This window comes from Vibrio atypicus, assembly GCF_009811315.1.
In the GTDB taxonomy this organism is placed as follows: Bacteria; Pseudomonadota; Gammaproteobacteria; order Enterobacterales; family Vibrionaceae; genus Vibrio; species Vibrio atypicus.
Genome location: NZ_BLID01000017.1, coordinates 1 through 22,554, shown reverse-complemented (window position 1 = coordinate 22,554; position 22,554 = coordinate 1). Strand labels below are relative to the sequence as shown.

The 22,554-nt window shown below is 41.8% G+C and carries 28 protein-coding genes and 2 pseudogenes; 4 read left to right on the top strand and 26 right to left on the bottom strand.

The window, feature by feature from the left end; genetic code table 11:
• Nucleotides 1-119 precede the first annotated feature (119 nt).
• From GVO60_RS21735 to GVO60_RS21710, 7 genes are all read right to left on the bottom strand, one after another.
• The gene (locus GVO60_RS21735; protein ID WP_159657799.1) at nt 120-734 is read right to left on the bottom strand and encodes a hypothetical protein; all 615 of its coding nucleotides are present in this window, start codon (nt 732-734) and stop codon (nt 120-122) included.
• A 162-nt stretch (nt 735-896) separates the two neighbouring features.
• Nucleotides 897-1,223, bottom strand: coding sequence for a hypothetical protein (locus tag GVO60_RS21730; RefSeq protein ID WP_159657797.1), 327 nt, complete (start codon nt 1,221-1,223; stop codon nt 897-899).
• A 444-nt stretch (nt 1,224-1,667) separates the two neighbouring features.
• Nucleotides 1,668-2,471 carry a protein NO VEIN domain-containing protein gene (locus GVO60_RS22580; protein ID WP_225874960.1) on the bottom strand — a complete coding sequence of 268 codons (804 nt, stop codon included), beginning with the start codon at nt 2,469-2,471 and terminating at the stop codon, nt 1,668-1,670.
• The gene (locus GVO60_RS22575) at nt 2,414-3,052 is read right to left on the bottom strand and encodes a ScoMcrA-related endonuclease (RefSeq protein WP_225874959.1); all 639 of its coding nucleotides are present in this window, start codon (nt 3,050-3,052) and stop codon (nt 2,414-2,416) included. The genes GVO60_RS22580 and GVO60_RS22575 overlap by 58 nt, the downstream gene beginning before the upstream one ends.
• A 357-nt stretch (nt 3,053-3,409) precedes the next feature.
• A complete protein-coding gene (locus GVO60_RS21720; RefSeq protein WP_159657795.1) occupies nt 3,410-4,009 on the bottom strand; it encodes a hypothetical protein in 600 nt (199 codons plus the stop codon).
• Nucleotides 4,010-4,021: 12 nt separating this feature from the next.
• Nucleotides 4,022-4,870, bottom strand: a complete 849-nt coding sequence (locus GVO60_RS21715; RefSeq protein ID WP_159657793.1) for an endonuclease/exonuclease/phosphatase family protein — start codon at nt 4,868-4,870, stop codon at nt 4,022-4,024.
• 307 nt (nt 4,871-5,177) lie between these two features.
• Entirely contained in the window at nt 5,178-5,366 is a 189-nt protein-coding gene (locus tag GVO60_RS21710) for a hypothetical protein (RefSeq protein ID WP_225874958.1), read from the bottom strand.
• A 402-nt stretch (nt 5,367-5,768) separates the two neighbouring features.
• Between GVO60_RS21710 and GVO60_RS21705 the strand changes: the two genes are divergently transcribed.
• The gene (locus GVO60_RS21705) at nt 5,769-5,978 is read left to right on the top strand and encodes a hypothetical protein (RefSeq protein WP_159657789.1); all 210 of its coding nucleotides are present in this window, start codon (nt 5,769-5,771) and stop codon (nt 5,976-5,978) included.
• A 183-nt stretch (nt 5,979-6,161) separates the two neighbouring features.
• Here the strand turns inward: GVO60_RS21705 and GVO60_RS21700 are convergent, their stop codons facing one another.
• The 6 genes from GVO60_RS21700 to GVO60_RS21675 all read right to left on the bottom strand — a co-directional run bounded on the left by GVO60_RS21700 (nt 6,162) and on the right by GVO60_RS21675 (nt 11,610).
• The gene (locus tag GVO60_RS21700; RefSeq protein WP_159657787.1) at nt 6,162-7,043 is read right to left on the bottom strand and encodes an L-ribulose-5-phosphate 3-epimerase; all 882 of its coding nucleotides are present in this window, start codon (nt 7,041-7,043) and stop codon (nt 6,162-6,164) included.
• Between the two features lie 8 nt (nt 7,044-7,051).
• A complete protein-coding gene (locus GVO60_RS21695; protein WP_128165152.1) occupies nt 7,052-7,699 on the bottom strand; it encodes a 3-keto-L-gulonate-6-phosphate decarboxylase UlaD in 648 nt (215 codons plus the stop codon).
• A gap of 3 nt (nt 7,700-7,702) precedes the next feature.
• Nucleotides 7,703-8,524, bottom strand: coding sequence for a Cof-type HAD-IIB family hydrolase (locus GVO60_RS21690; RefSeq protein WP_159657785.1), 822 nt, complete (start codon nt 8,522-8,524; stop codon nt 7,703-7,705).
• Nucleotides 8,525-8,544: 20 nt separating this feature from the next.
• The gene (locus GVO60_RS21685) at nt 8,545-9,243 is read right to left on the bottom strand and encodes an L-ribulose-5-phosphate 4-epimerase (protein ID WP_159657783.1); all 699 of its coding nucleotides are present in this window, start codon (nt 9,241-9,243) and stop codon (nt 8,545-8,547) included.
• 9 nt (nt 9,244-9,252) lie between these two features.
• Nucleotides 9,253-9,720: a PTS sugar transporter subunit IIA gene (locus tag GVO60_RS21680; protein WP_159657781.1), complete on the bottom strand. Its 468-nt coding sequence runs from the start codon at nt 9,718-9,720 to the stop codon at nt 9,253-9,255.
• Nucleotides 9,721-9,792: 72 nt separating this feature from the next.
• A complete protein-coding gene (locus tag GVO60_RS21675; protein ID WP_159657779.1) occupies nt 9,793-11,610 on the bottom strand; it encodes a PTS ascorbate-specific subunit IIBC in 1,818 nt (605 codons plus the stop codon).
• 340 nt (nt 11,611-11,950) lie between these two features.
• Here GVO60_RS21675 and ulaR point away from each other — a divergent pair, with 340 nt between their 5' ends.
• Nucleotides 11,951-12,706 (top strand): HTH-type transcriptional regulator UlaR, encoded by a 756-nt coding sequence (gene ulaR, locus GVO60_RS21670; protein ID WP_159657777.1) that lies wholly within the window; start codon nt 11,951-11,953, stop codon nt 12,704-12,706.
• Nucleotides 12,707-12,828: 122 nt separating this feature from the next.
• Nucleotides 12,829-13,896 (top strand): L-ascorbate 6-phosphate lactonase, encoded by a 1,068-nt coding sequence (gene ulaG, locus GVO60_RS21665; protein ID WP_159657775.1) that lies wholly within the window; start codon nt 12,829-12,831, stop codon nt 13,894-13,896.
• A gap of 294 nt (nt 13,897-14,190) precedes the next feature.
• Here the strand turns inward: ulaG and GVO60_RS22695 are convergent, their stop codons facing one another.
• The 8 genes from GVO60_RS22695 to GVO60_RS21620 all read right to left on the bottom strand — a co-directional run bounded on the left by GVO60_RS22695 (nt 14,191) and on the right by GVO60_RS21620 (nt 19,184).
• A complete protein-coding gene (locus GVO60_RS22695; RefSeq protein WP_159657803.1) occupies nt 14,191-14,391 on the bottom strand; it encodes a DDE-type integrase/transposase/recombinase in 201 nt (66 codons plus the stop codon).
• A gap of 37 nt (nt 14,392-14,428) precedes the next feature.
• Complete coding sequence (locus GVO60_RS21655; protein WP_159657773.1) at nt 14,429-15,010, bottom strand: hypothetical protein; 582 nt, start codon at nt 15,008-15,010, stop codon at nt 14,429-14,431.
• Nucleotides 15,011-15,262: 252 nt separating this feature from the next.
• On the bottom strand, nt 15,263-15,700 hold the full coding sequence (locus tag GVO60_RS21650; protein WP_159657771.1) for a hypothetical protein: 438 nt from the start codon (nt 15,698-15,700) through the stop codon (nt 15,263-15,265).
• A 213-nt stretch (nt 15,701-15,913) separates the two neighbouring features.
• On the bottom strand, nt 15,914-16,558 hold the full coding sequence (locus GVO60_RS21640; protein WP_159657769.1) for a glutathione S-transferase family protein: 645 nt from the start codon (nt 16,556-16,558) through the stop codon (nt 15,914-15,916).
• A 155-nt stretch (nt 16,559-16,713) separates the two neighbouring features.
• The gene (locus GVO60_RS21635; protein WP_159657767.1) at nt 16,714-17,145 is read right to left on the bottom strand and encodes an NUDIX hydrolase; all 432 of its coding nucleotides are present in this window, start codon (nt 17,143-17,145) and stop codon (nt 16,714-16,716) included.
• Nucleotides 17,146-17,283: 138 nt separating this feature from the next.
• Nucleotides 17,284-17,799, bottom strand: a complete 516-nt coding sequence (locus tag GVO60_RS21630; protein ID WP_159657765.1) for a GNAT family N-acetyltransferase — start codon at nt 17,797-17,799, stop codon at nt 17,284-17,286.
• Between the two features lie 146 nt (nt 17,800-17,945).
• A complete protein-coding gene (locus GVO60_RS21625) occupies nt 17,946-18,326 on the bottom strand; it encodes a hypothetical protein (RefSeq protein ID WP_159657763.1) in 381 nt (126 codons plus the stop codon).
• A 213-nt stretch (nt 18,327-18,539) separates the two neighbouring features.
• Nucleotides 18,540-19,184 (bottom strand): hypothetical protein, encoded by a 645-nt coding sequence (locus GVO60_RS21620; protein WP_159657761.1) that lies wholly within the window; start codon nt 19,182-19,184, stop codon nt 18,540-18,542.
• A gap of 247 nt (nt 19,185-19,431) precedes the next feature.
• Between GVO60_RS21620 and GVO60_RS22670 the strand changes: the two are divergent.
• Nucleotides 19,432-19,657, top strand: a pseudogene (locus tag GVO60_RS22670) (hypothetical protein); the annotation flags it as partial.
• 183 nt (nt 19,658-19,840) lie between these two features.
• Here the strand turns inward: GVO60_RS22670 and GVO60_RS21605 are convergent.
• The 5 genes and pseudogenes from GVO60_RS21605 to GVO60_RS22490 all read right to left on the bottom strand — a co-directional run.
• Entirely contained in the window at nt 19,841-20,191 is a 351-nt protein-coding gene (locus GVO60_RS21605) for a nucleotide pyrophosphohydrolase (protein ID WP_159657759.1), read from the bottom strand.
• A 154-nt stretch (nt 20,192-20,345) separates the two neighbouring features.
• Nucleotides 20,346-20,867 (bottom strand): GNAT family N-acetyltransferase, encoded by a 522-nt coding sequence (locus GVO60_RS21600; RefSeq protein WP_159657757.1) that lies wholly within the window; start codon nt 20,865-20,867, stop codon nt 20,346-20,348.
• A 155-nt stretch (nt 20,868-21,022) separates the two neighbouring features.
• Complete coding sequence (locus GVO60_RS21595; protein WP_159657755.1) at nt 21,023-21,640, bottom strand: SLATT domain-containing protein; 618 nt, start codon at nt 21,638-21,640, stop codon at nt 21,023-21,025.
• A gap of 175 nt (nt 21,641-21,815) precedes the next feature.
• Complete coding sequence (locus GVO60_RS21590) at nt 21,816-22,310, bottom strand: GNAT family N-acetyltransferase (RefSeq protein ID WP_159657753.1); 495 nt, start codon at nt 22,308-22,310, stop codon at nt 21,816-21,818.
• 24 nt (nt 22,311-22,334) lie between these two features.
• A pseudogene (locus tag GVO60_RS22490) lies at nt 22,335-22,554 on the bottom strand (hypothetical protein); the annotation flags it as partial.

Sequence of the window (22,554 nt, the reverse complement as noted above, 5' to 3'; positions counted from 1 at the left end):
GCTCTGTAACCAAATAGCTGGAAAGCTAAACTCGCGCCCAAGGAAAAGACTTGGGTTCTTTACACCTCAGGAGTATATTCATGCGCATCTGTAAAAAGTGTCGCACTTCAAACTTGATACTAAGCTCGTTTCTTATTGTTTATAAAGTCAATAAAACTACCCGTTTCAATCTCTTCAAGGCGAACATTCTTAAACTTCTCTTCGGCAAATTTACTTAGTTGCCCCATAAATTCATCTACTGCCAAAGGTAATTCATCTAACTCATTGAATAGATGATCTGTATTGTCGAGCAGATTCTTTTCAAGTGCAGCTCCTTTGTCACCATTCTGCCATTGGTAGTGTAATTGATTTCGCTGCTCATACTTCTTGAAAAATTCTTTCATATGCCCTTGTAGCATTGAAAGGTTAAATGCTAATTCATTGTTTTCTAGAAGTAAAAATGAAAAGTCTTTCGGCTGAAGATATACAACATTTTCAGGGGTTGATGTAGGCATCATTGTCAAATGACGCTTGTCATCGTTTTTATACCCTGAGATATAGTCAAACATCGTATCAAGAGTAGTCTTTTGTACTTTATAATGAAGATATACGTATGAGTATTCCTTAAGAAGTGCGGCTAGATTTTCCTTTTCTTTCTTCCTCGCTTCGATTTTAACTGCCCCCCAAACACCGACAAAAGCTGCAATTGCTGTCACTGAAAATAACTCAATTAACTCTTGAAAAGAAGTTTCCATGTTTACCTCAAAAATTTACGTTGCCGCCAGAGCATAACGCCCAATTAAGTTGTGAGCAACGCTGCCACCGACCTAAACCATTTTGCCTTAATCACAAAAGCTGATTCAAACTCAAAATGCCGAGCGTTGCGAATCAGCTTGAATTGTTTGTTATATGTGTATTTACAGAGATTGCTGGTTTCGTTTGGCTTCTTCTTCCAAGCCTTTGAAGATATCTTCAAAAGCTGGTTTCGGCTTTGGTGCACACTTGATAGTAAAGTCTGCAATTCTAAAATCTGCTACCCACACCCATCTTCGATATGTCGAATGGTGTACATAATATTGGTAGCCTTGATCAGTTAATTTAACACTATCAATCTCTGTTTTTTGTCCATAAAGCGATGATTCATCAGACCACCTAGCGTCACATTTGTACCCTTTGTCTAGGTAAGTTTCGACTTCTGCAGGTGTACTAGAAAAAGCACACAATGGTAATAGAATCAAAAACACGTAGAAACTGAACCTGTAAATCAAACCAAAACCTTATCTAATCACCGAAATGTAATGGTATAGAGTACCATAATTAACTTTGATTACATATAACGCTTATTAGTCGACAAACTGTCGTCTTTTTCTTCTATATAATGCACTCTCAATCATATTGGTTCAATTAACAATCAATAAGTTAAAGTAAGACAAGGGATACTAAGCTGCAAAATGTCGCCTAAAAACGGGAACGCTAAGTTCTCAACTCAAGTGGATAAGTTTGAGTAGGTCAAACTCAGATTAACAAGATATGAATGAGTAAAAGATCTAACACTAAATGGGGCATTTTCGAGTAAGCGCTGCGGTGTGAAGCACACAATGACCAAGTTTCTGGATAACATATCAACATGAATGTAATGCATATCAGAATATGCCAATGTGCGCTTTATCGTAAATTACATCTAGTAATTATTTTGGCGACGCTTTGAAATTTTCTGACTTTAATTCAAATTTTTGATCAACTGGCCCTTGCAGAGAATAAAAGTTCGCCACGCCTGTGCTCTCGTCAAGATTGTAAACGCGATACAGCCAATATTGGTCCCCCTTTTCTACAGAAACTTCAACCTCATTTCTTGAAATGAAAAAGGCGGTACCTTTCGACTGCTTGGTAGTTTTAACCTCGATGTACTTTTCATTGCCTTGCTCATCAAAGGACAAAACATCATAACCGGCATAATCATTGTCTTTGGCGACATGCTCCACTTTGTCAGCCAAATCACTTCGCCCAAGGTCGATTAGCTTCTGTATCTCGCTTTGAATAACTAACTTTTCACCAGCTAAACCCAGGTTACGGTTACGCTCATCTCGTTCTGCCCAGTTGGTCTTTCCAGTACGCTTGGATTTGCCTTTATCATTAGTTGACCTTCTTGATGGAGATGGAGCACTTGTTTCAGTGAGTACCGTACCTAAAACATTTATTGGCTTATAATCCAAGTCAATGCCCGGTGCCCATTCGTATAGTGAAGACAATGCTTCTGAAGCAGATTCTTTATGCTCCGAAACCTCAAATATCACCTCTACTGGAATATCTTTACTATCGATTGGGTAGCTATGTTTGACATATCTCAACTCTCCTACATAAATAAATGGTTGCGATTTACTTTTGACTTTTTCATATACCCGAGCAAAAAGTACGACTGTTTCACCACCAATTATCATCTGCATGTGAGGTGTATCAGGAGTATTATTGTTTTGAGATTCCCATTGAAACATGCTACCACCGAGAAAAACTTATCGTTGTACTTGTGTTCATCTTCTTTGCGGTCTTTCTCTAGAGTAACGAATAACACAACACAGTTATTGAATCGAGTTACCCCTGATATATCGCGGCCTTGACGCGGAACCCAGACTCCACCATGTCCAAAAGCCTCTAGTTTGGTGTGCGACTCACCGACTACAAATTTCGAATAGTCAAAAACTTCAACTTCACGCTTTAACTTCGACTCTTGGAACTCCTTCTCCACGGTCTCAAAGCCAAGCTCTTCAAGAATACGAAAACACTCACTTTTAATACCACCTTTGAAGTGGCTCGAAAGAATGCGCACTCCATGATAGTTGGTCAGAGCTAAACCAAGTATGGCCTTGGGCGGATACCTCTTCGCATCAACTATTACATCGTAATTGGTAGAATCTTTGAAGGAGTCAACTTCACCACTAGAACCATCATACTGAATAGCGGCTAGGTGAATATGCTCTTTGGTGAGAGGCGCAGCTACAGCCCTTAACCCTAGGATTAGCCCTGATTCATCAGATAGAGGAACACTTTCGCCTGATTTCGTTTTCAGTTCTGCCAACGTACGCAGCCTTTTCTAATTGTGTATTAAACTCATTATGCCATCGGCTGCTCAATTATCGCATTGATTTTCTGTGGTTTTATTGGAATGTACTTCTGAATCCAAGAGCAGACTAGTTTGTACTAATAGCATTGAACTCTTGAATATAAGCAGCCTAAATTGACGAATATAGGATACGTATACAACTTCGGTCTACTTTGATAAGAAAAACTCACTTGAATAGTGGATCAATAATTTTGGGGCGCTTTGAACCACAAAGCACTACGTTTAAGCCTTCAAGCCATCAGAGTCTGGGTAGGCGCAATTCGAAGGTCTTGTGAAAATGTAAGTCAAAGGATTAACTGAAATTCTAATACACTAAGCCTCGAGCGTTTTTTTGAACATCTCTATGTCAATCTCTCGACCACCATTATCGTGAACGTCAGGATCATTTTGCTTCCCGTAATCTGTGTTAAAAATTACTGTAATCTTCACAAACAGCAACTCACCGTCAGAACCGGACTCAGACTCCAAAGTGTAATCTAGAGACTCTTCATCTAGAGCACGGTATATCTTTCCTTTCAACTCCGCTTCATACGTTTCAGCGGTCTTCTTTTGTTTCGTTTCTAGATGGCTTTCAATAGCTATACCAACAAGATAATTTGCTACATAGCCGGCTATAAATTTTGCCACACTCATAACCTCTGGCGATAAAAGGAACTCAAAGCTTCCCTTTCTCACATCTTCAAGGAACAAAGTTTGTAGCTCACCTTTATGTACTTGTTTAGATATTACCTCAAGGTTTTCTACTAACGTCTCATCAACCCCCATCAATACTGTTTTGAGTTCGTCGATATCTGATTCAATGCTCTCAATTACAAAATCTGATGTACAATCTAAAACTCGAACGATCGGAGCTAAAGGCATTCTCGAATCAAACACAGATTTAAACTTTATATTCAAGCTTAAGTTGCGCATAACACCTGCCTCCTATTTCATTATCAGAGTAGATATACGATGGTCACTAATCGACTTGGGCAGGTCCATATTCTTAAATTCAGCGTTACTCAATCCAATATCGACCAAGATATGGTCAATGAGCTGCTTTTTCTTCCTATAGATGTATGAATAGTTCTCGTCAGTTGCAACTTGAACCAACTTGTCCCCATCGTCAAATTCTCCTAGTAATGTCTTCAACGGTTTAGAGTCTGGGAGGTCATTCATATCACCCATTACAATAACGTGGTCATAACTGCTCCAATTGGTAACTACAGCTTTTCTAATGGCTTCTGCCTGAGCCGCACGCTTAGCATCTTTCTCTTCGCTATTGTTTCTCTTAGAAGACAAATGAGCCACAACCACATAATAATTCTTACGTTCATCCTTTAAGCCAACAGCTAAGACTTTAGATGGCTGTACCGGTTTCTTCGTGACACTTGAAGTGCCCTTGAATTCAGGTAAGTTTGAAGCGGTCCCCTCGATCACAGAAAATCTCGTTAAAATAGCCACATCCTGCTTCGTAAACGTGTCTCTACCCTCAACGAAAACAACGTTCCATTCAGGAAGATAAGCCGCTATATCCTCAACAACATGCCGGCCTTCAACTTCAACTAAGCCAACAACATCAGCATCTATAGCTTTGATGACTTGAGCAAGTGCAAAAACTTCCATTTCGTATTCTTTGCGAGTTGGTGGATAAATATCATCGTATTCATAACCAACGACCTGTCCTTCATGGGGTTCTTTATAGTCCCAAAGCCATTCAGTGTTGATTGTTGAAATAGTTATTGCTTGTACTTGTAAGCACACTAAACACAATAAGCCAGCTAACGTTTTCATGGTCACTCTCCTTGTTACACTAAAACTTAGCACATCGTGATATCTAACAAGTATCATAAGTAAGGCTCATAAGGAGGTAATCAAAAAAGTACATTCTTAGCGTCTGATGGTAATATAGCCGCTACTTGAGAAGACAAGTTCGTAAGCTAGTTGAATGCTTCGACGACAAGGCACTTAAAACTAACAACTCACCTCACCTCACCACTTTGAACTGGTTCTGCTAAATCAATAATAAAAGTGTTGCTTCTAACACACGAGAATAATCTTGGCTCAAAAAGTGTTAGCGCATAATTTGCAAAAAGTCGGGTCAATGCTGCAACTCGCAACCAAACGTCATTACGAACCTTACTGCCTCAATCAGTACATACTCATTGAAATTGATCGTTAAATCGACGTCGGTCAAAACAATGGTAAAAAGTATGTCAGTATCCACTAAATCGTTCATTAAATACCAATCGAATTCTTCAAGGTCAGTTCGCGCCACAGCTTGACTCATCAAATCAAGAAGCTCGTCTAAACACTTCTCTCTATCTGACTTTGCTCGGTGTATATGTGTTAGCAGGATAGTCTTTACATTCATACAACTAGAGTAGCGGCTTTTAGATGTTACCAAGTATGGAATTCGTCTGATGCATCGTGATCTGAAACAAATTTTGAGCTCACCAAAGAACCTAACGAGAAGGCTTTGGGTATTAATAATTTAAATTTTTTTTCAATAATAGCTGTCACTTTAATTAGACATTGCACACCGGTATAAGTACGCAGTCATACAATTAAAATGACTCTGAGTCATACTTGTGATAAACAAAATAAATATGTTTTTTTTTGGATGAACATCGCAGAGTTGAATTGTTCGAAAGTGATATAGTCCTCCGAAAATTTAAAACTGGAAAATATCATGCATTCAACTGACGCAATTGAGCTAGTCAAACTCGGCGTAAGTATCGAAATCACCAAAGATTCTTCACTGCACCCAAAAGACGCTCTAGAAATCGTCAAGATTGCCAGTGAAATTGGTACTCACGTTACTGTGAAGAAGAATTATCACACGGATGTTCTCATGGAGATGGCAAAAATAGGACGAGATCACATTACTGTTGCTATATAGATAGGCTTTATCTAATTTTCACAACCAGTGAGCGTAGAACGTGCAACATATTGGGGGGACAATATGCTGCACTTTTTTGTCAGAAAGGAGCATAGTTCTTCTGACTTTAGCGACGTTTACGTCGCTAAACTGTTTAACCAACAAATTGAAGTACTTATATTTTCAGTGCTTCAATCTAAAGGATTAATTTCCGAACAGAGGCATCAAGCCCGTTTGACGACAAACTTCGTTTAAGTGAACTTGAGCTTTCAAGATGTTCTCTTTCCAATTCTCATCCTGCGCCCACATTTCGATCACAAGTGGCACGACACACTCCGTTTCTTTCAATGTTTTGAAAATGGCATTGAAATCGACTTCTCCCTCGCCAATAGTTAAATCACGGAACTGCCCTTTATATTCGGGAGTAACACGATATGTGTCTTTAAGGTGGATTTGGGTAATGCGCGGCTTACTCAGCTTAAGCTCTGTCGCGATGTCATAATTCCAACCCGAGATATTGCCAACGTCTGGATAAGCGGTAAAATAAGGCGAGTCGATCTCGCGGCTCAACACTTCAAACTTGCTCAGCGAGTTCAGGTAATCCGTATCCATGATTTCGACTGCTAACATCACCCCTGCACGCTCTGCCAGTTGTGCCGAGAGTTTCATACCTTCGATAAAACGCAGGTGTGTCGCTTTGTCTGCAGGTTCGTAATACACGTCATATCCTGCGAGCTGAATGGTGCGAATACCCAACTTGTACGCCAACGTAATTGCCTTCTCCATATGGATAACGGCTTGCTCTCGCACTTTCGGATCAGCAGAGCCAAATGGGAACCTGCGGTGTGCACTCAAACACATTGACTGTAGCGGCACTTGATGCTCTTCACACAATCGGCGTAGGTCATAAACCTCTTCATCGCACCAGTCTAAACGACTGCGTCTTTCATCAGATTCATCGACCGAAATTTCAAGAAAATCAAAGCCTAGCTCTTTCGTGGTTTTTAGCTTATCTTCCCAACATGAGTCATTCGGAAGAGCTTTTTCATAAAGCCCAACACGATGGCGCGTTAAGTTTTGGTACATAGCGCCTCCTAGTTCCAGTAGCGGTTGATTTGTTCTTTCAGTGCTTCAGCGGTTTCTTGACCCTTTTCACCTGCCAACGCGCGGCCAGCAATAAAGGTTTTCGCTTTAATGCCTTCAAATAGGTACAAATCTTCTGGCACGATGCCACCTGTGATAGAAAGCTCGATACCCAGTTCAGACAGGGCACGCATCTTCACTAAGTCCGCTTCTGTCCAGCCCACGCCCGCCAGCTCAGCATCACGAGAACGGTGGTAGATTGCTTGTGTAATACCTAAATCAACCCATGCTTGAGCGTCGTCCATAGTCCAGTTACCGTAGATCTCGATTTGAATTTCGCCATTGAACTCATCAGCAACTTTCTTACACGCATCAATGGTTGCAATGTGCGCTGCTGCTGAAACCGTAATCCAGTCAGCTCCTGCTTCAAACGCCATACGAGCCAGAATCGCGCCGCCATCTGTGGTTTTCATGTCACACACTAAAATGTGGTCCGGGTGGTTTTTACGCAGTGTCGAAACCGCCTTCATGCCTTCAGCGAACGCAAGGATAGTCCCCACTTCAATCACGTCTACGTAGCTCTCTACGTTGTTTGCCACTTCAATAGCAGCAGGTAGGTTCGTTTGGTCTAGGGCGATTTGAATCATTGGTTTAGTCATGGTTTATCCTTTAATTTGTTCACGTATTAGATGGGCAAGGCCATCTTGATTGTTGTCTGTTTTGCTTACGGCTTGAGCGTTCGATTTGACGGTGTCGTCAGCATTAAACATCGCTACGCCTAAGCCTGCGTATTGAAGCATTGATATGTCGTTGTGATTGTCGCCAATGGCAATCACTTGGGAGGGCTGAAAACCCAGTTCATTCACGTATTCAGCCAGGCGTAGGCCTTTACTATTACCCTTCGCGGCAAAATCGATTCGGTTCGACCACGAACGTTCGCCGTTAAAGTGCTCTTTGACCCAAGGCATTTGCATCAAGCGGTCAACCGACTCTTGCTCCCCTTCCACCACAAACTTCCACACAAACTCGGTGTTCTTCGCCGTTTCGGAGAATGAATCCACTCGATAGATATTTGGCTTGTGGCGCGCCGGCGCTTGCTCAGCCCACTCTTCCAACGCCAACATGTAGGCAAATGGGTTGTAGTTGGAGTAAGTCATCGCATCGGTGATATACATCACCATCTTCAGCTTGTATTCCTGTGCTAGGTCGATAAACGTTAGAGCGTGCTGATGTTCGATAGAGTTCTGAGTTAAAACGGTCTCAGTTTGGTAGTCATACACGTAGGTTCCGTTGCAGCAGATAATCGGAGTATCTAGCCCTAACTCATAGTAATAAGGCCTTGCGGCGGTGTGATGCCTACCGGTCACGATCATCACATAGCAATGTTGCTTAGCCTCTTGGATCGCTTTTTTCACTTCAGGATGGATGGTGTGATCATCGGTCAACACAGTCCCATCAAGGTCTAACGCCAATACTTGATACATCGCCTCTCCTCACATCACGCTTATTGCTGACCGTAGTAAGCATTTTCACCGTGCTTACGTAGGTAATGTTTGTCTGATAGCTCCGGCTGAATCTTGATGCCACTGTTTAGCGAGCGTGTAGCCAATGCCATTGCCGACACTTCCTCTAGCACCACCGAGTTATGTACGGCGTCTTTGGCATCTTTGCCCCAAGAGAAAGGCGCATGGCCCGCCACAATCACACTCGGTACTGCCATTGGGTCGATACGACGCTGGATAAACTCTTCGATGATGACCAAGCCAGTATTTTTCTCATACTGATCAGAAATTTCGCTGTTCGAGAGCTTGCGAGTACACGGGATATCACCATAGAAGTAGTCAGCGTGTGTCGTGCCCAGAGCTGGAATATCAATGCCCGCCTGCGCCCAAATCGTTGCACTGCGAGAATGAGTATGGACAATGCCGCCGATTTCTGGGAATGCTTTGTAGAGCTCCAGGTGAGTAGCAGTATCACTTGAAGGATTCAGCTTGCCTTCGACGATGTTGCCCTCTAAATCCACTACCACCATGTCTTCAGTCGTCATATCACTGTATTCAACACCTGACGGTTTAATCGCTATCACGCTATTTTCACGGTCAAACTCAGAAACATTACCCCAGGTAAATGTCACTAATCCGTACTTAGGAAGCTGCAAGTTCGCGTCTAAAACACGTTGTTTCAATTGGCTATATTTGGACATATCGACTCCTTAAGCCGCTTCAGCTTGTACGAGCGCCATATCAATCAGGTTCGCTACGTCTTGCGGTGTTTTACATGCACGTAGTTTTGAGAAATCTTCATCAAACTCGATCAAGTTTGCGACCTGCATCGTACCTTCAATGTGTTCTTCTGAATCTTTACCTGCCAAGGTGATCAGTACATCGACTGGCTCGTCTACGTCATCAAATAGAATTGGGGTTTCTAAGACTGTCAGTGCAAAGCCTGTTTTGATCACGCCATCTTCTGGGCGGCAGTGTGGTAGAGCAAATGCATTGTGAATACAGATGTATGGGCCTTCAGCCGAAATCGCTTTGATGATGGCGTCGTAGTAACGCTCTTCAGCCACACCTGCTTTAACTAGTGCATCAGTACCTATTTTGATAGCCGACTGCCAGTCGGTTGCTTTTGCATTAAGTTGGATTGAGTTGTTGGTAATCAGAGATTCTTTCAAGTTCATTGTTTTGCTCACTCAGTAATTTGTTATTAGTATTTTTATTAGCCCAGCCGCTTTGCCGCTGGGCTAGTTCAATTATTTATGGAAGTTGTTTTCGATAAGTGAAATCAGCTCATCACCAAAGGTTTTCACCATGATCATGTTCTTCACTGCTAGCTGCTGTTTACCTTCAGGTAGGTTGGTAATCTTTTCAGCCAGCGCAACTGAAGTAACAATGATGTCAAATGAACCTAAGTGTGATTTGTAGTCTGTGATTGCACTGTTGAATGTGGTTGCTGGTACTCCTTTCTTATCTAAGAACTCTTTAATCTTCTTAGAACACATCATTGAAGAGCCTTGACCAGAGCCACAGCACACGAGAACTCGTACTGGTTTCTGTTCAGTGGCGCCACTCGCTTGTGGAGCCTCAGCCACCGCTTGAGATTTCACAGGCGCTTGAGAATTAGGAGCTTCAACCTCAACTTCGATGCCTTCTGGTGTTACTGCTGTCATGGTTTGCGCTTGTTGCGCTTCGCCGTCTTCTTCAGCTCGCAGTGCTTTTGATGCGAAGTACATGTAAACACCCGATAGTACGACAACAACAAAGAAGAACATGCTAGAGCTAGAGATACCTTGCATGATTGGTGGGAATACGAGAGCCCAGTCAGCCATACCCATCCAGCCGTTAAACTCAGTACCTGATTGCGCAAAGATATGAATCGCCCAAGCTGAACCAACCACCTCGATAATGCCCATCACGAAACAGATCTTCATCACCGCTTTCCAGCCACCGAAGTGGTTAGCGAACACACCAATCGTCGCGTTAGAGAAGAACATTGGAATGAAGCCAGGGATAATCATGATTGGCGCATCAAACGCCAACATAGCCAATACCGCGGTAAATTGACCCACTGCACCCCAAAGGAAACCGAACACCATTGCGTTTGGTGAGTATGCGTAGATAGCCGCACAGTCAATCGCAAGAACCGCATTCGGGATTAGACGTTGAGAAATACCGTTGAACGCTTCAGAAAGCTCGGCAACGAACATACGTACACCGGTTACGATAACTTGAATAGCTACCGCGAATTTCAGACCCGTTTCGAAAATATAGATAAGCCAGTGTGTGCTACCTGCCATATCTTGCAGGTTATCAAGACCGAAAGAGAGAAGAATAATGCCAAAGAATGCCGTCATGACTAACGTAGTCGCAGCAATACTGTCGTGGAAGATGTGTAGCCATTTCGGTAGGTTGATGTGGTCAACGCTGTCGTTCTTGTCACCTAGTTTAGGTGCTACTTTAGTCGCAACCCATGAAGCAAACTGCTGCTGGTGACCAATCGAGAAGCCCGCTCCGCCTGTCACTTCTTGTGTCGGCTTGAACATTATGTTGGAAGAGATGCCCCAGTATAGAGCCATCAAAATTGCAGAGTAGATGACGGTTTCCCACATACCCGCGCCTAGGACGAAGTAGAAAACAGCAATCAAGCCAGCTTGTTGGAACATGATGTGTCCCGTAAGCATGATGGTGCGGATACCTGTGATTCTACGGAATGCTACTAAAAGGATGTTAATGCCTAGCGCCATAAGGACTGCGTACCCAACCCAGGAGTAGTTGTCTCCCATGGTTTCCATAGTAGCCATCATGGAGGTGTACGGGTCAATTACCGAGCCTGTCAGTCCATGAATTTCACTCATCTTTTCAATAACAGGTTTAAAACCCGCTACTAGCGTACCCGCACCCACTTGAACAATCATAAAACCAACAATGGTTTTGATTGAACCTGAGATAACGGTTGTTGCGTCACGTTTGAGAAGGATGTAACCGAGACAAGTTACGATACCGAGCAGCAAAGGTGCTTTGGTCATAACCTGACTGTAAAAAATATTGAAGATATCGTATAAGAACTCCATATCTTTACCCCTGATATAATTTGTATTTTTAATGATTGTAGGATTCAGTGATGTCTTGTTTTGCTCACGAGATAGACTTTAACAATCAAAAGTAATCATTCAATGCTCACTTGTGATTACTTTGATTTATATCAATTATCCTCACATAGAATGCGGCTAATTGGGCACCGGATCACACAAAAAAACATCATTATCAATAAAAACAATGACTTAAAAATATATGCGATTAAAGTCTTGTTTTTCAATTACGATGATTTGACAATCATCAGTATGATTATTAGAATCACAACAAATCAAAAGTAATCATAAAGTTGTCACAAAGACAAATAGAGTGATAAATATGAACGAAGTGCAAAGACACAACGGTATCCTATCGTTACTAGAAGAAATGCAGACGATTAACGTCTCTCATATTATTGATAATTTTAATGTTTCCCCAGCTACCGCAAGGCGTGACATTGCAAAATTAGATGAGCTTGGTAGGCTTCGAAAGGTGCGGAATGGCGCCGAAAGAATAGAAAATCAAAAGAGAAAGTGGTCACCACTCAATATTAACAGCACAGAGTTTTATGAAGAGAAAGCTCAAATAGCACATGCTGCTGCCGAGCTTTGTCAGGCGGGTGACACAGTAGTCATTAACTGTGGTTCGACTGCTTTCTTGTTAGGTCAACAATTGTGCGGAGAAAACGTTCAGATCATCACGAACTACTTCCCGCTCGCAAGCTACTTGATCAACGAAGATCATGACGACGTGATCATCATTGGAGGCCAATACAACAAAGCTCAAAACATCTTCCTAAACCCGGCACCAAACTCATTAGGCGGCTATGCCGGGAACTGGATGTTTACATCAGGTAAAGGACTAACAGATGCAGGCCTTTATAAAGCGGATATGCTGACAGCCGTTGCTGAACAGCAGATGTTAGAGCAAATCGACAAGTTAGTCGTTGTGGTAGACAGCTCCAAAGTTGGCCAAAGAACCGGAATGCTATTTTGCAACACTCAGCAAATAGATATTGTTATTACCGGTAAAGATGCCAATCCAGATGTTGTCAAAAAGATTGAAGCTCAAGGGACGCAAGTCATCTTAGTGTAAATCCAAAGGGCCAACCCGCCCCAGAATAATTGTTAACTTCAGCTCAGTGCCTTAGTCCCAATTAAGGCGCTTGGCTTCCTACATCCAAAATTAATCAAATTTGTGAAATAAAAGGTATCATCATGAGCAATGTAAACGAAATCACTCGCGAGTCATGGATTCTAAACACATTCCCTGAGTGGGGAACTTGGCTTAATGAAGAAATTGAAAATACGGTCGTTGAGCCGAATACATTTTCTATGTGGTGGCTAGGTTGTACTGGTATTTGGCTTAAGTCTGAAGAAGGTGCGAACATCTCCATGGACTTCTGGTGTGGTACTGGAAAAAAGACCCAAAAAAATCAATTCATGAAAAACCAACACCAAATGATGCGTATGGGTGGTGTTGAGGCCTTACAACCAAACTTACGTACTGCTATTTTCCCACTTGACCCATTCGCTATCAACGAAATTGACGCGGTAATGGCGTCGCACGATCACGCAGACCACATTGATATCAACGTTGCAGCCGCGGTACTACAAAACTGTGGAGACCATGTTAAGTTTATTGGACCTAAAGCGTGTGTTGACCTTTGGATGTCTTGGGGGGTGCCAAAAGATCGCTGTGTGATCGCGAAAGTAGGCGATGAGATTCGCATCAAAGACGTAAACATTAAAGTATTAGATGCATTCGACCGTACGGCTTTAGTAACACTGCCTGAGGGCACATCTTCTCTAGACAAAGACATTCTAGATGGGATGGACGACCGAGCTGTAAACTACCTCGTTGAGACAACTGGCGGCTCTGTTTACCACTCTGGTGACTCTCACTACTCTAACTACTACGCTAAACACGGTAACGACCACAAGATTGACGTAGCACTGCTTTCTTATGGTGAAAACCCACGTGGCGTAACAGATAAAATGACGTCTTCAGATATTCTTCGAGCAGCTGAGTCTTTGAACTGTGAAGTGGTTGTTCCATTCCACCATGACATTTGGGCTAACTTCCAAAACGACCCACGCGAAATAGAGGTACTGTGGAACATGAAGAAGGATCGTCTGCAATACGGCTTCGCACCTTTCTTCTGGCAAGTCGGTGGTAAATACACATACCCAACAGACAAAGGTCGCATGCACTACCAGCACTTCCGTGGCTTTGCTGACATCTTCAAGAATGATCCAGAACTGCCTTACCGCGCGTTCCTATAATCATTAAATATCATATGAACTAGGGAGCGATTCGCTCCCTTTTTTATGTCTATTTAAAGGGGTTTTTCATGCTACTACGAGATGTTAAAAAATACTTTCAATCCGGGAATATAGCGTGTGACCTCGCTTAATCTAGTCCATAGCTCTCAACTATGAAAGCTAGCTGTAGCACCCTATAACGACTGCCAATCAAGCGCTTGCTATACAGCGATGACTTTGCTTAACGATATTATTCAGACACTTGATATCGAGTACCTCTATAAATGACAGTATGAAGATACCCGATAGCCAGGGTTAAACATGCATTGCATCGATAGCAGCACAATTGGTTTTACTACCGTCAACCACCACTTTTTCAGGGAGTTCATGTTGAGTTGTCGTCCTACTTAAGAAGACTTTGGCGACAGCTTCATCTTGGTTGAAATAATAATCATAAGCGTCTCTAAACTTATCTTCAGCTCGATAATTGTAAAGCCATTCTCCTTTGACTTTGATTTAATCCATAAACTACGAAGCAGAAACAGGCTTTTCTTTAGACTTGGTATAATTCATGTTGATGACGTTTTGCTTTGACTTGTTCGGTGATAAATCTTTTTAGACCTGGAGATGAAGGAAATTTATTATATAGCAAACTATTACTTTCTCCTTCATGGTTGCGCCATTCACCATTCGCATCGTTAATTTTGCATTCAAATGTACCTGGAGCACGTAAGTGATCCAGTTGAATCATTGCACGTAAATCAGGAATAAAAACACCTTTTTCATTTTGATCACTGATGTATGAGCATGATGTAGGATCTATTAAGTTTCCCATTTTATCTTGCACTACAGCATGGTTTTGAGCAATGTACTTTTTACCTTCATCCTCAAAGATAAACCAACCAAATATAGGGTTCCACCCCTTTTTGTTTGCATAAATATAACTGTTAAACCAACATTGCCCTTCGGGGTAAGTTCCTACAGAGGGTAAAACCGTTACAGCTTTGACTGTAAAGTTACCGGAAGGATAAAGTGGGAGCTTTTGGAGTTCCGAGTTGGAAATCGCTTTATCAAGCTTACTTACAAACTTTTTGAAGTCTTCCGATTCGACGTTAGGGACGATTATATTCGGCATTTTTATTCCTAATTAGTTTTAAATAAATTAATACATTGAAATGACTGTTATGAAAATAATTTCTTTTGTATTAATTCCGTTTCATCGATTATGTTAACAAGTTATCAGCCAGCCCTAACACCGCGTTAAGTGGTGAGCAATGCCTATCACCCTACCTAACTCATTGTTCTGTAATCACTTAAGCAAAATCGACCCAAAAATACCAAGCGGTATAACAAACCGTCCTAAACGCTTTGTTATACCGCTTGGATTCTACTGCTCAGCTTCACTCTCACTAGTTGACTCCGTCTTTACTGAAGAGCCATGAACGTACGGATTTAAAAAGAAACCAAAAATAGATGCAGCGAAAAGGAGACACGCCAACCATTGCACCAAACTTTGGAACTCAGTAAGAGCAACAACTGAGCTACTAGACAACTTTTTTTGATACTTTGCTAATTTACAGTCCGCATAAGTTTTTTTGTTCTTAATGTCGCAACTCAGTTCTTCGAAAGAATCTATTGACTTCCCAAGCTCTGCTTCAACTTTATAACGCAACTCATAGGCTGACTTCTCAATAGGTAACATTGTATTACTTACTTGCATTGTTGCGACCAAAAACAAGGTTGCCAATGCTACGCCTCCCTTAAATAAAGTCTTATAACCACTGTCCGAGCTAATTTGTTCAAAAAGATATACTAACCATTTCATTCTTATTTACCGTTGTACCATTCACATGGGGATAAAATGGTGACATTTACTTATTTTTCAACAGCTAACATGAAATTTGTTTCTCAGTGAAAAACATAACACTTTGTTAAGGCGTGAGGCATGCAATGCCGAAGCTCCCACATAGCACCTTAACCACTAAAGCCAACACATAGTAAAAATACCACGCGTCCTGAATCACTCTTAAACAATTTGTTACGAGTATGACTCAAAGAGTGTGAGATCAATCCCCTCAAAATCACATACTGCTCTTATTACTGGATTGCGACAAAGACATTTCAGATAAGCCGATAAGTGCTGATAATTTGCTACGTAAGCCTCTTCTGGTAACCACCCTGCCAGCATGAACAGAAAGTAATCGCATGCAGTTAACTCTTTTCCGATTAAGTATTCATGTTTCTTAAGTTGCTCATCAAGAATGGATAACACTTCCACAATGCGAGAGTCTTGAGCCGAGACTATATCCGATACTCCTAATTCACTAGTCGTGTGGCGCTTTGGGTAATACCGAATCATTAATTCTGACTGTAGCGTATTGTTAAGAAACGCTAACCATTGAAAGAATAAAGGACGCTTGGCATCACCCAATGCTGGCATTAACCCTGAATCAGGGTGTAATTCGCAAATATGAATACAAATCGCAACACTTTCAAAAACTGCCTGTCCATCGACAATCAGGGTTGGAATACGACCCGCAGGGTTCAATCTGAGATAGTCCTTCTTTTTGTGGGATTGAGCCTTCTTGTCTACCAACAACAATTCAAAGTCAGCTTTCACATGCTGCAATAGAAAGTGTGGAGCCAAACTCGCATTATTTGGATAGTAGTAAAGCTTGAACAAATTAGGCTCCTTGCCTGATATTCTGGGGGGGGGGCTCATAACGCCAAATTAAGATGTGAACAACGCTGACACCTTACCTAAACCATTGTGTCGTAAACACTAAACTCGCTTGAAGTGAGAGCGCCGAGTGTTGTGAATCATTCTTAGATTTATTGTTATAGGCGCAGAATTTCTACTTGCTTAATGGCGCCAGAGAACACCTTGTGACACTTAAATTTCGGGTTACTTTCAAGCTTATGCCAGAAAAAACTGAACTCATGACCACCATCATCTTGTGTGTAGAATCGCCAGTTATTGGGCAAGTTTTCCGAGATTTCACACAGGACAAAATGCCAAAGTTGATTTTGGAAACCGCTTTCCCAACTACCGAGGTATTTAGTACTGGAAACCTTGGATATACCTGATTCCTCTTCAAGTTCTCTAAGCGCTGCACTTTCCACTGCACTGTCTTTCATTTCTAATGTGCCTTTTACCAACTGCACACCGGCCAAAGGATGTTCAAATAGTAGCAACTCTACAGTAGAGCCTGATTTTCGCAGTACAACAGGACACACTTTGATTTCTCTATTTTGAACCCTTTTAGTCACTGGACTCTCCCGTGCATATAACGTCGTATTAAGAGGTGGGCAAAGCCATACACCACAGCCTCGACAAACCACCTTAAACACTAAAGCTGAATTTAAACGAAATTCACCAAGCGTTATGAATCACTCTTAAATTTATTGTTAAGAGTGTGGCTGAGGAATCGTATATTCATAGAAAACCACACCACTCTCCTTAGCAGGTTGCTCTATGAACCCCAGCTTCTTAAGTAGCTTCGTTGAAGCAATATTAGATTGCTCAACACCACCTATGAGTTTTAACCAAGATTCAGATTTCTCGACTTCATGTATGAAACCTTGAAGCAACTCACTAGCTAGCCCCCATCCCCAGTATTCTTCGGCAAGCAGATAACCGATGCGGGCATACTCGTCATTCTCCACATAAGCGAACAGGAAACCTATTAGGTCGTGCCCCTCGGCTTTCACTTGAAGTAAGCGGCTCTCCAACAACATCCGCTCAAGCCAGATTCGGGCTTGTTCGCTAGATCTTATCTCGTCGAAACATGGAGGAAGATTTTCTACAACTGCTGGTGTGAGGATTTGAGGAATTCGCTCTAGCAAATATGAGTGTTTAGACAAATCAAACTCTTCTGTAATTTCAACTACTTTCAGCCTCTGACTTTCAAATGATATTGCCATACAACCTCCCCACTTCGATAAAAATCTGTATAACGCCAAATTAAGTAGTAAGCAACGCTACCACCTACCTAGACCATTGTGTCGTAAACACTTAAGCCGATTCAAACCGAAAGCGCCGAGCGTTGCGAATCAGCTTGAATTGTTTGTTATGTGCATCTGGCTCGCATGAACTGCCAGTCCTGTCCTGAAACCCAAGATTCAAAAACCTTCACCCTGTGATAGCCCTTTTGAGTCAAGGATGTAACACGAATATATGGCCTACCTGTCAGTGACTTCTGATACCTCAATGCAGCCGGTATGTTAAACAAATACACCTCTTCATCATCCACTGTAAGATTGCTATCACACTGACGCTTAGTAGAGAAATATTGAATTGCAGCGCCTAAAAGCACAAAGCCATAAGTAATTGCACTCTGCTCCATAGAAAAAACAAAGTCCAATGCTAGTAAAACACTAATACCACCTAAAACGGACGCTAGACAGTAGGAAACCGCTCGGGAATGAGCGATATACTCGATTTTACGCATAATTAAACCTCCGTTTATCCTTGTTCATAAAAACTAGAGAACTAAAGTATGGTTCGATAAGCACTGCGAGTTTATTAACAGTAAAAGATGCTCATAACGCCGTGTTAAGTGGTGAACAACGCCAACCACCAAGCCTAAACCATTGTACCTTAAACACTAAATTCAACTTGAACTAAGATCGCCAAGCGTTGTGAATCCGTCTTAAACGCCTTGTTATACAAAAATACTCATGACGCCCGTATATACATAGACTGGAAGTGCTGGCCACATCATCAGCAAGCTCCAACTGTTAGTCCAAGATGATTGAAGCTCATAGGAAGAACTAATTTGACTATGTTTCAGCAATTTTGAACTGAAAGCATCATTTAACTGATACCCGGACATAGTGGCCTCATAACCATCAATAGAAAAAACCGGATAGTATAATGTCCCTAAATCTGGATGACGTACAAATACACGAGTTAATTTCCAAACACTACCGCACGTAACACTGTGTCTGCTAACCACATATTGCTCTTCAATGTCAGCTCCTAGTGGCACCAGAGTAGGATAATCATACCTGGTATAACCTTGTTCAAACTTGACAGCTTCCCAACCACACTTCGCGACAAAATCAGTTCCTATCCAAGGGTATATGATTTTATTTTCTTCGTGATTCCAAACTAACGGAACAGATAGGATTGTGACAACGGCAATATAGCCTACTTTCCTTTTTAATGGGAAAGCCTTCAAAGTTAAAATAAACCCAGCCACAAAAGGCGATGCTAAAAGAAAGCCGCTTACGCCTTGATTCACAGCTCCAGCGCCAATGAACAAAGCGCATACTGCTAAAGTTAAATAAGATATTGTTTTGCGCATAAGCTTAAACCTATCGTTTTGTATAACGCCCTGTTAAGGGGTGAGCAACGTATTACCGAAGCCACCGCACACCACCTTAATCACTAAAATCAACGCATAGCAAAAATGCTACGCGTTGCGAATCCCTCTTGAACAGTTTGTTAGCGCGAGGCACCGAGCGACAATTTTAAGCCGAACTAAACTTTGCGAACAACAAACTTTATGTGCTTTGATGCATTTAAGCCAGGCGTATTCTCAAAGCGGCTACTCAATGAAACCACGTGGAACTTACCACACCAGAGAAAACATCATTTCAGCGAGTAAATCGGCTTTTGTACCCAACAAACTCACCGAGCGGAGTTGCAACCAAAAACAGGCTCTCGATTGCCCTACTCTGTTAGCACCAATGGACAAAACAAACGCTAGGACAGTTACAGAACTTTGGACTTAAAACCGCTAAAAATGAGTTTGGACCAACAACGATGTACCGGTGAACCGAACGATCAGCAGCCAAGTTTTGAGCTTAGAAACATGATTTTGATTGCTAGCTTTTCTGGCGACTAACGCCAAATTAAGTAGTGAGCAACGCTGCCACCTACCTAAAGCATTGTGCCGTAAACACTAAAGCTGATTCAAACCAAAAGTGCCAAGCGTTGCGAATCTGCTTAAATTTATTGTTAGTTTTTACTGTTTCCACTGAACTCAGCAATGACCTCACCTGGCGTGACAACACGTGTTAGCAAATGAGTGATGTCTGGATCTTCAATATGTTCAAGAGCATAAACTGGTTTGCCGAGACCTAAAGCATAACCAATATCCATTGCGACACTTTTTCCGACGTAACCACCAAAGTTTAGAATGTAGGTAATGTCGGCTTCTCTAATGCGCTGCAAGCAACCATCAATACCATTAGCTTGAAGAGGCTCAGAGATAGTCGTTTCAATACCTGCATTGACCAAAGTTTCTCGTATAGCCTGCATCTTTTCTAGATTTTTGAAACTACCAGCAACATAGACAGATTTACTCATACAACTTCCCTATTTTTGCGTGGACTTTGATGTAAACACTAACGCCAAATTAAGTTGAGAGCAACGCTGCCACCTTACTAAAACACTGCACCGTAATCACCAAACAAGTTGAAACCGAAAGCGCCGAGCGTTGCGAATCAGCTTGAATTGCTTGTTAGTTGCGTTCTGACCACTCCGACCGTAACACCCCATATTTGACGGAGTCATAGTATTCACCATTGTAGTAACGAACCTTTCTAAGTCTCGCTTCTTGTTGAAAACCTAGTTTCAAGGCCAAAGACATCATTCGAGGATTACCCGACCAAGTGGTTAAACCAACCCTCTCGATTTCTTTAGTTTCGAACAAATACGACACCCATAAAGGTAGAGCAAGCGCGGCAATGCCCTTACCCCAATACTGTGCATCGTAAATAACTACACCAGCTTCAAGCCAACGAGTTTCTTCACATTCCCAGTAGCAACTAACCGTTCCAACAGGAATATCGTCAACAGTGATTAATTGTAAGTCTGAGCCTGCTAGTACACGCTGAAATGATGAACTTTCAAACTGTTCTAATGTTGGATGAGAATATGGAAAGTAAGGACCATTGAACTTCATCCATTCATCATTTGAAATAAACAAAGAATGGAGAGGTTCCAGTTCGTCTTCCTTGGCTGGTCTAATATCTACTTTCATATCTTCCTCAATACTTCCCGATTCTTTGTAGCAAACTAATCCCGCATTAAGGTGTGAGCAACGCTACCACGAAACTTAACGATCCCACCATAAACACAAAACCCAACGATGGAACGAAAAATGCCAAGCGTTGGGAATCACTCTTAAATGCTTTGTTAGTTGACTGGCAGCGTATTTAGATAGGTATTCCAACATGACCATGCTAGCAAGCTAATGGAAGATAGAATAATTAGTAGGTAACCAAGGTATTGTGTCACCACCAACCTAGTAAAGTGATACTTATGCTCAATGCCGGTTGTAGCTGAAACATAGTAGTCGATCTGATCGTGAACTAAGTTTCTATCAAGTATCCCCGAATAACGTTTAGAGTTGGTTTCATACAATGCCTGTTGTTCTTCAGTTTCTTCCGAAGTTGCGCAGTCTTTGTCTTTTAAATGACGAAAGGATATACGCAACTCGTTAATTTCCATCGCTTGCCTACGAAAATTGTCCGACCGAAGCGAAAAGTCACTTTTCTGAACGACTACCGAGATCACCATAGCAAATACTGAAAGTGTTGTTATGGCAAAGTCTAAAAAACGCTCGTACTCAATAATGAAATGATTATCTGCATATAACTGAGTAATTAAAGAAATAACTATCAAACTAAATGCTAACGTAGTCAATGACCACAAAGACAAGGTATTGTGCGTATCAAGCCTGCGTGCAGCGTGGAAACAACTTTCCTTAGTAATGCCCGTTCGCCTGTACAAGTTTTGAACTTGTGATTTCATAGTTTTCCTTTTTACTTTCGTATTATTTTGATGAAGACAACTAACGCCGCGTTAAGTAGTGAGCAACGCAGACCACTTAGCTTAAACCATTGTGCCGTAAACACTAAATTCAAAGCAAACCGAAAATGCCAAGCGTTGGGAATCTGTCTTAAACGCTTTGTTATAAGGCGGACTTTTAGTTAAGTGCCTTTTCCAACCAAACCGAACAAATGTACTCACCATTTTTCTTTGCATATTCATTGAATACGCCAATTTCTCTAAAACCAAAACGTTTGTGTAAGGCAACTGAAGCATCATTAGGTAATGCGATACCTGACAACACCCTGTGGACTCCGTAACCAGAAATTGATGAGAACAGCTTAGAATACAGTTTTGAACCAACACCTTTACCTTTTGCTGTTGAAGCAAGGTACACGGTAACTTCAGCTGTATCCTCAAATGCTGAAATGTCCCTATAAGGCTGGGAACATGCGAAACCTAGCAACTCCCCACTTTCGATAGCAACGAAAAGTTGATGCTTACTATTACATGAGAATTGAGAGAACCAATTTAGACGGTTTTCTTGCGTAAATACCTGCTCTTCAAAACGAGCGTTAGTATGCTCTATGTAAAAGTTAAAGATATCGGTGATGGCTGCGACATCGCTTAGCTTCCCTACTCTGATTTCCACGTAAATTCCTTTTATCTTCTAGCCTTATAACGCCGCATTAAGGTGTGAGCGACGCTTGGCTACATTTGAGCGAAGCGAAAATGCCAAGCGTTGCGAATCACTCTTAAATGCTTTGTTAGACATCTTGGATTCAAGTACGAAGTGCGACACCACTGAAAAATAAAACAGTGAGATGCGATAATCATGATTTTGCTCCCGCCAAGAAGTAAAGCTATGAAATATACACACCTCACTGAGAAAGAAA

What these genes read in the sequence shown, in the direction of transcription:
- GVO60_RS21735 (WP_159657799.1), bottom strand. Translation starts at nt 734, where the DNA reads ATGGAAACTTCTTTTCAAGAGTTAATTGAGTTATTTTCAGTGACAGCA.
- GVO60_RS21705 (WP_159657789.1), top strand. Translation starts at nt 5,769, where the DNA reads ATGCATTCAACTGACGCAATTGAGCTAGTCAAACTCGGCGTAAGTATC.
- GVO60_RS21715 (WP_159657793.1), bottom strand. Translation starts at nt 4,870, where the DNA reads ATGAAAACGTTAGCTGGCTTATTGTGTTTAGTGTGCTTACAAGTACAA.
- GVO60_RS21595 (WP_159657755.1), bottom strand. Translation starts at nt 21,640, where the DNA reads ATGAAATCACAAGTTCAAAACTTGTACAGGCGAACGGGCATTACTAAG.
- GVO60_RS21675 (WP_159657779.1), bottom strand. Translation starts at nt 11,610, where the DNA reads ATGGAGTTCTTATACGATATCTTCAATATTTTTTACAGTCAGGTTATG.
- ulaR (WP_159657777.1), top strand. Translation starts at nt 11,951, where the DNA reads ATGAACGAAGTGCAAAGACACAACGGTATCCTATCGTTACTAGAAGAA.
- GVO60_RS22580 (WP_225874960.1), bottom strand. Translation starts at nt 2,471, where the DNA reads ATGTTTCAATGGGAATCTCAAAACAATAATACTCCTGATACACCTCAC.
- GVO60_RS21650 (WP_159657771.1), bottom strand. Translation starts at nt 15,700, where the DNA reads ATGAAATGGTTAGTATATCTTTTTGAACAAATTAGCTCGGACAGTGGT.
- GVO60_RS21620 (WP_159657761.1), bottom strand. Translation starts at nt 19,184, where the DNA reads ATGCGCAAAACAATATCTTATTTAACTTTAGCAGTATGCGCTTTGTTC.
- GVO60_RS21630 (WP_159657765.1), bottom strand. Translation starts at nt 17,799, where the DNA reads ATGGCAATATCATTTGAAAGTCAGAGGCTGAAAGTAGTTGAAATTACA.
- GVO60_RS21600 (WP_159657757.1), bottom strand. Translation starts at nt 20,867, where the DNA reads ATGAAAGTAGATATTAGACCAGCCAAGGAAGACGAACTGGAACCTCTC.
- GVO60_RS21710 (WP_225874958.1), bottom strand. Translation starts at nt 5,366, where the DNA reads ATGAGTCAAGCTGTGGCGCGAACTGACCTTGAAGAATTCGATTGGTAT.
- GVO60_RS21685 (WP_159657783.1), bottom strand. Translation starts at nt 9,243, where the DNA reads ATGTCCAAATATAGCCAATTGAAACAACGTGTTTTAGACGCGAACTTG.
- GVO60_RS21695 (WP_128165152.1), bottom strand. Translation starts at nt 7,699, where the DNA reads ATGACTAAACCAATGATTCAAATCGCCCTAGACCAAACGAACCTACCT.
- GVO60_RS21625 (WP_159657763.1), bottom strand. Translation starts at nt 18,326, where the DNA reads ATGCGTAAAATCGAGTATATCGCTCATTCCCGAGCGGTTTCCTACTGT.
- ulaG (WP_159657775.1), top strand. Translation starts at nt 12,829, where the DNA reads ATGAGCAATGTAAACGAAATCACTCGCGAGTCATGGATTCTAAACACA.
- GVO60_RS21700 (WP_159657787.1), bottom strand. Translation starts at nt 7,043, where the DNA reads ATGTACCAAAACTTAACGCGCCATCGTGTTGGGCTTTATGAAAAAGCT.
- GVO60_RS21680 (WP_159657781.1), bottom strand. Translation starts at nt 9,720, where the DNA reads ATGAACTTGAAAGAATCTCTGATTACCAACAACTCAATCCAACTTAAT.
- GVO60_RS21655 (WP_159657773.1), bottom strand. Translation starts at nt 15,010, where the DNA reads ATGCCGAATATAATCGTCCCTAACGTCGAATCGGAAGACTTCAAAAAG.
- GVO60_RS21720 (WP_159657795.1), bottom strand. Translation starts at nt 4,009, where the DNA reads ATGCGCAACTTAAGCTTGAATATAAAGTTTAAATCTGTGTTTGATTCG.
- GVO60_RS21605 (WP_159657759.1), bottom strand. Translation starts at nt 20,191, where the DNA reads ATGAGTAAATCTGTCTATGTTGCTGGTAGTTTCAAAAATCTAGAAAAG.
- GVO60_RS21690 (WP_159657785.1), bottom strand. Translation starts at nt 8,524, where the DNA reads ATGTATCAAGTATTGGCGTTAGACCTTGATGGGACTGTGTTGACCGAT.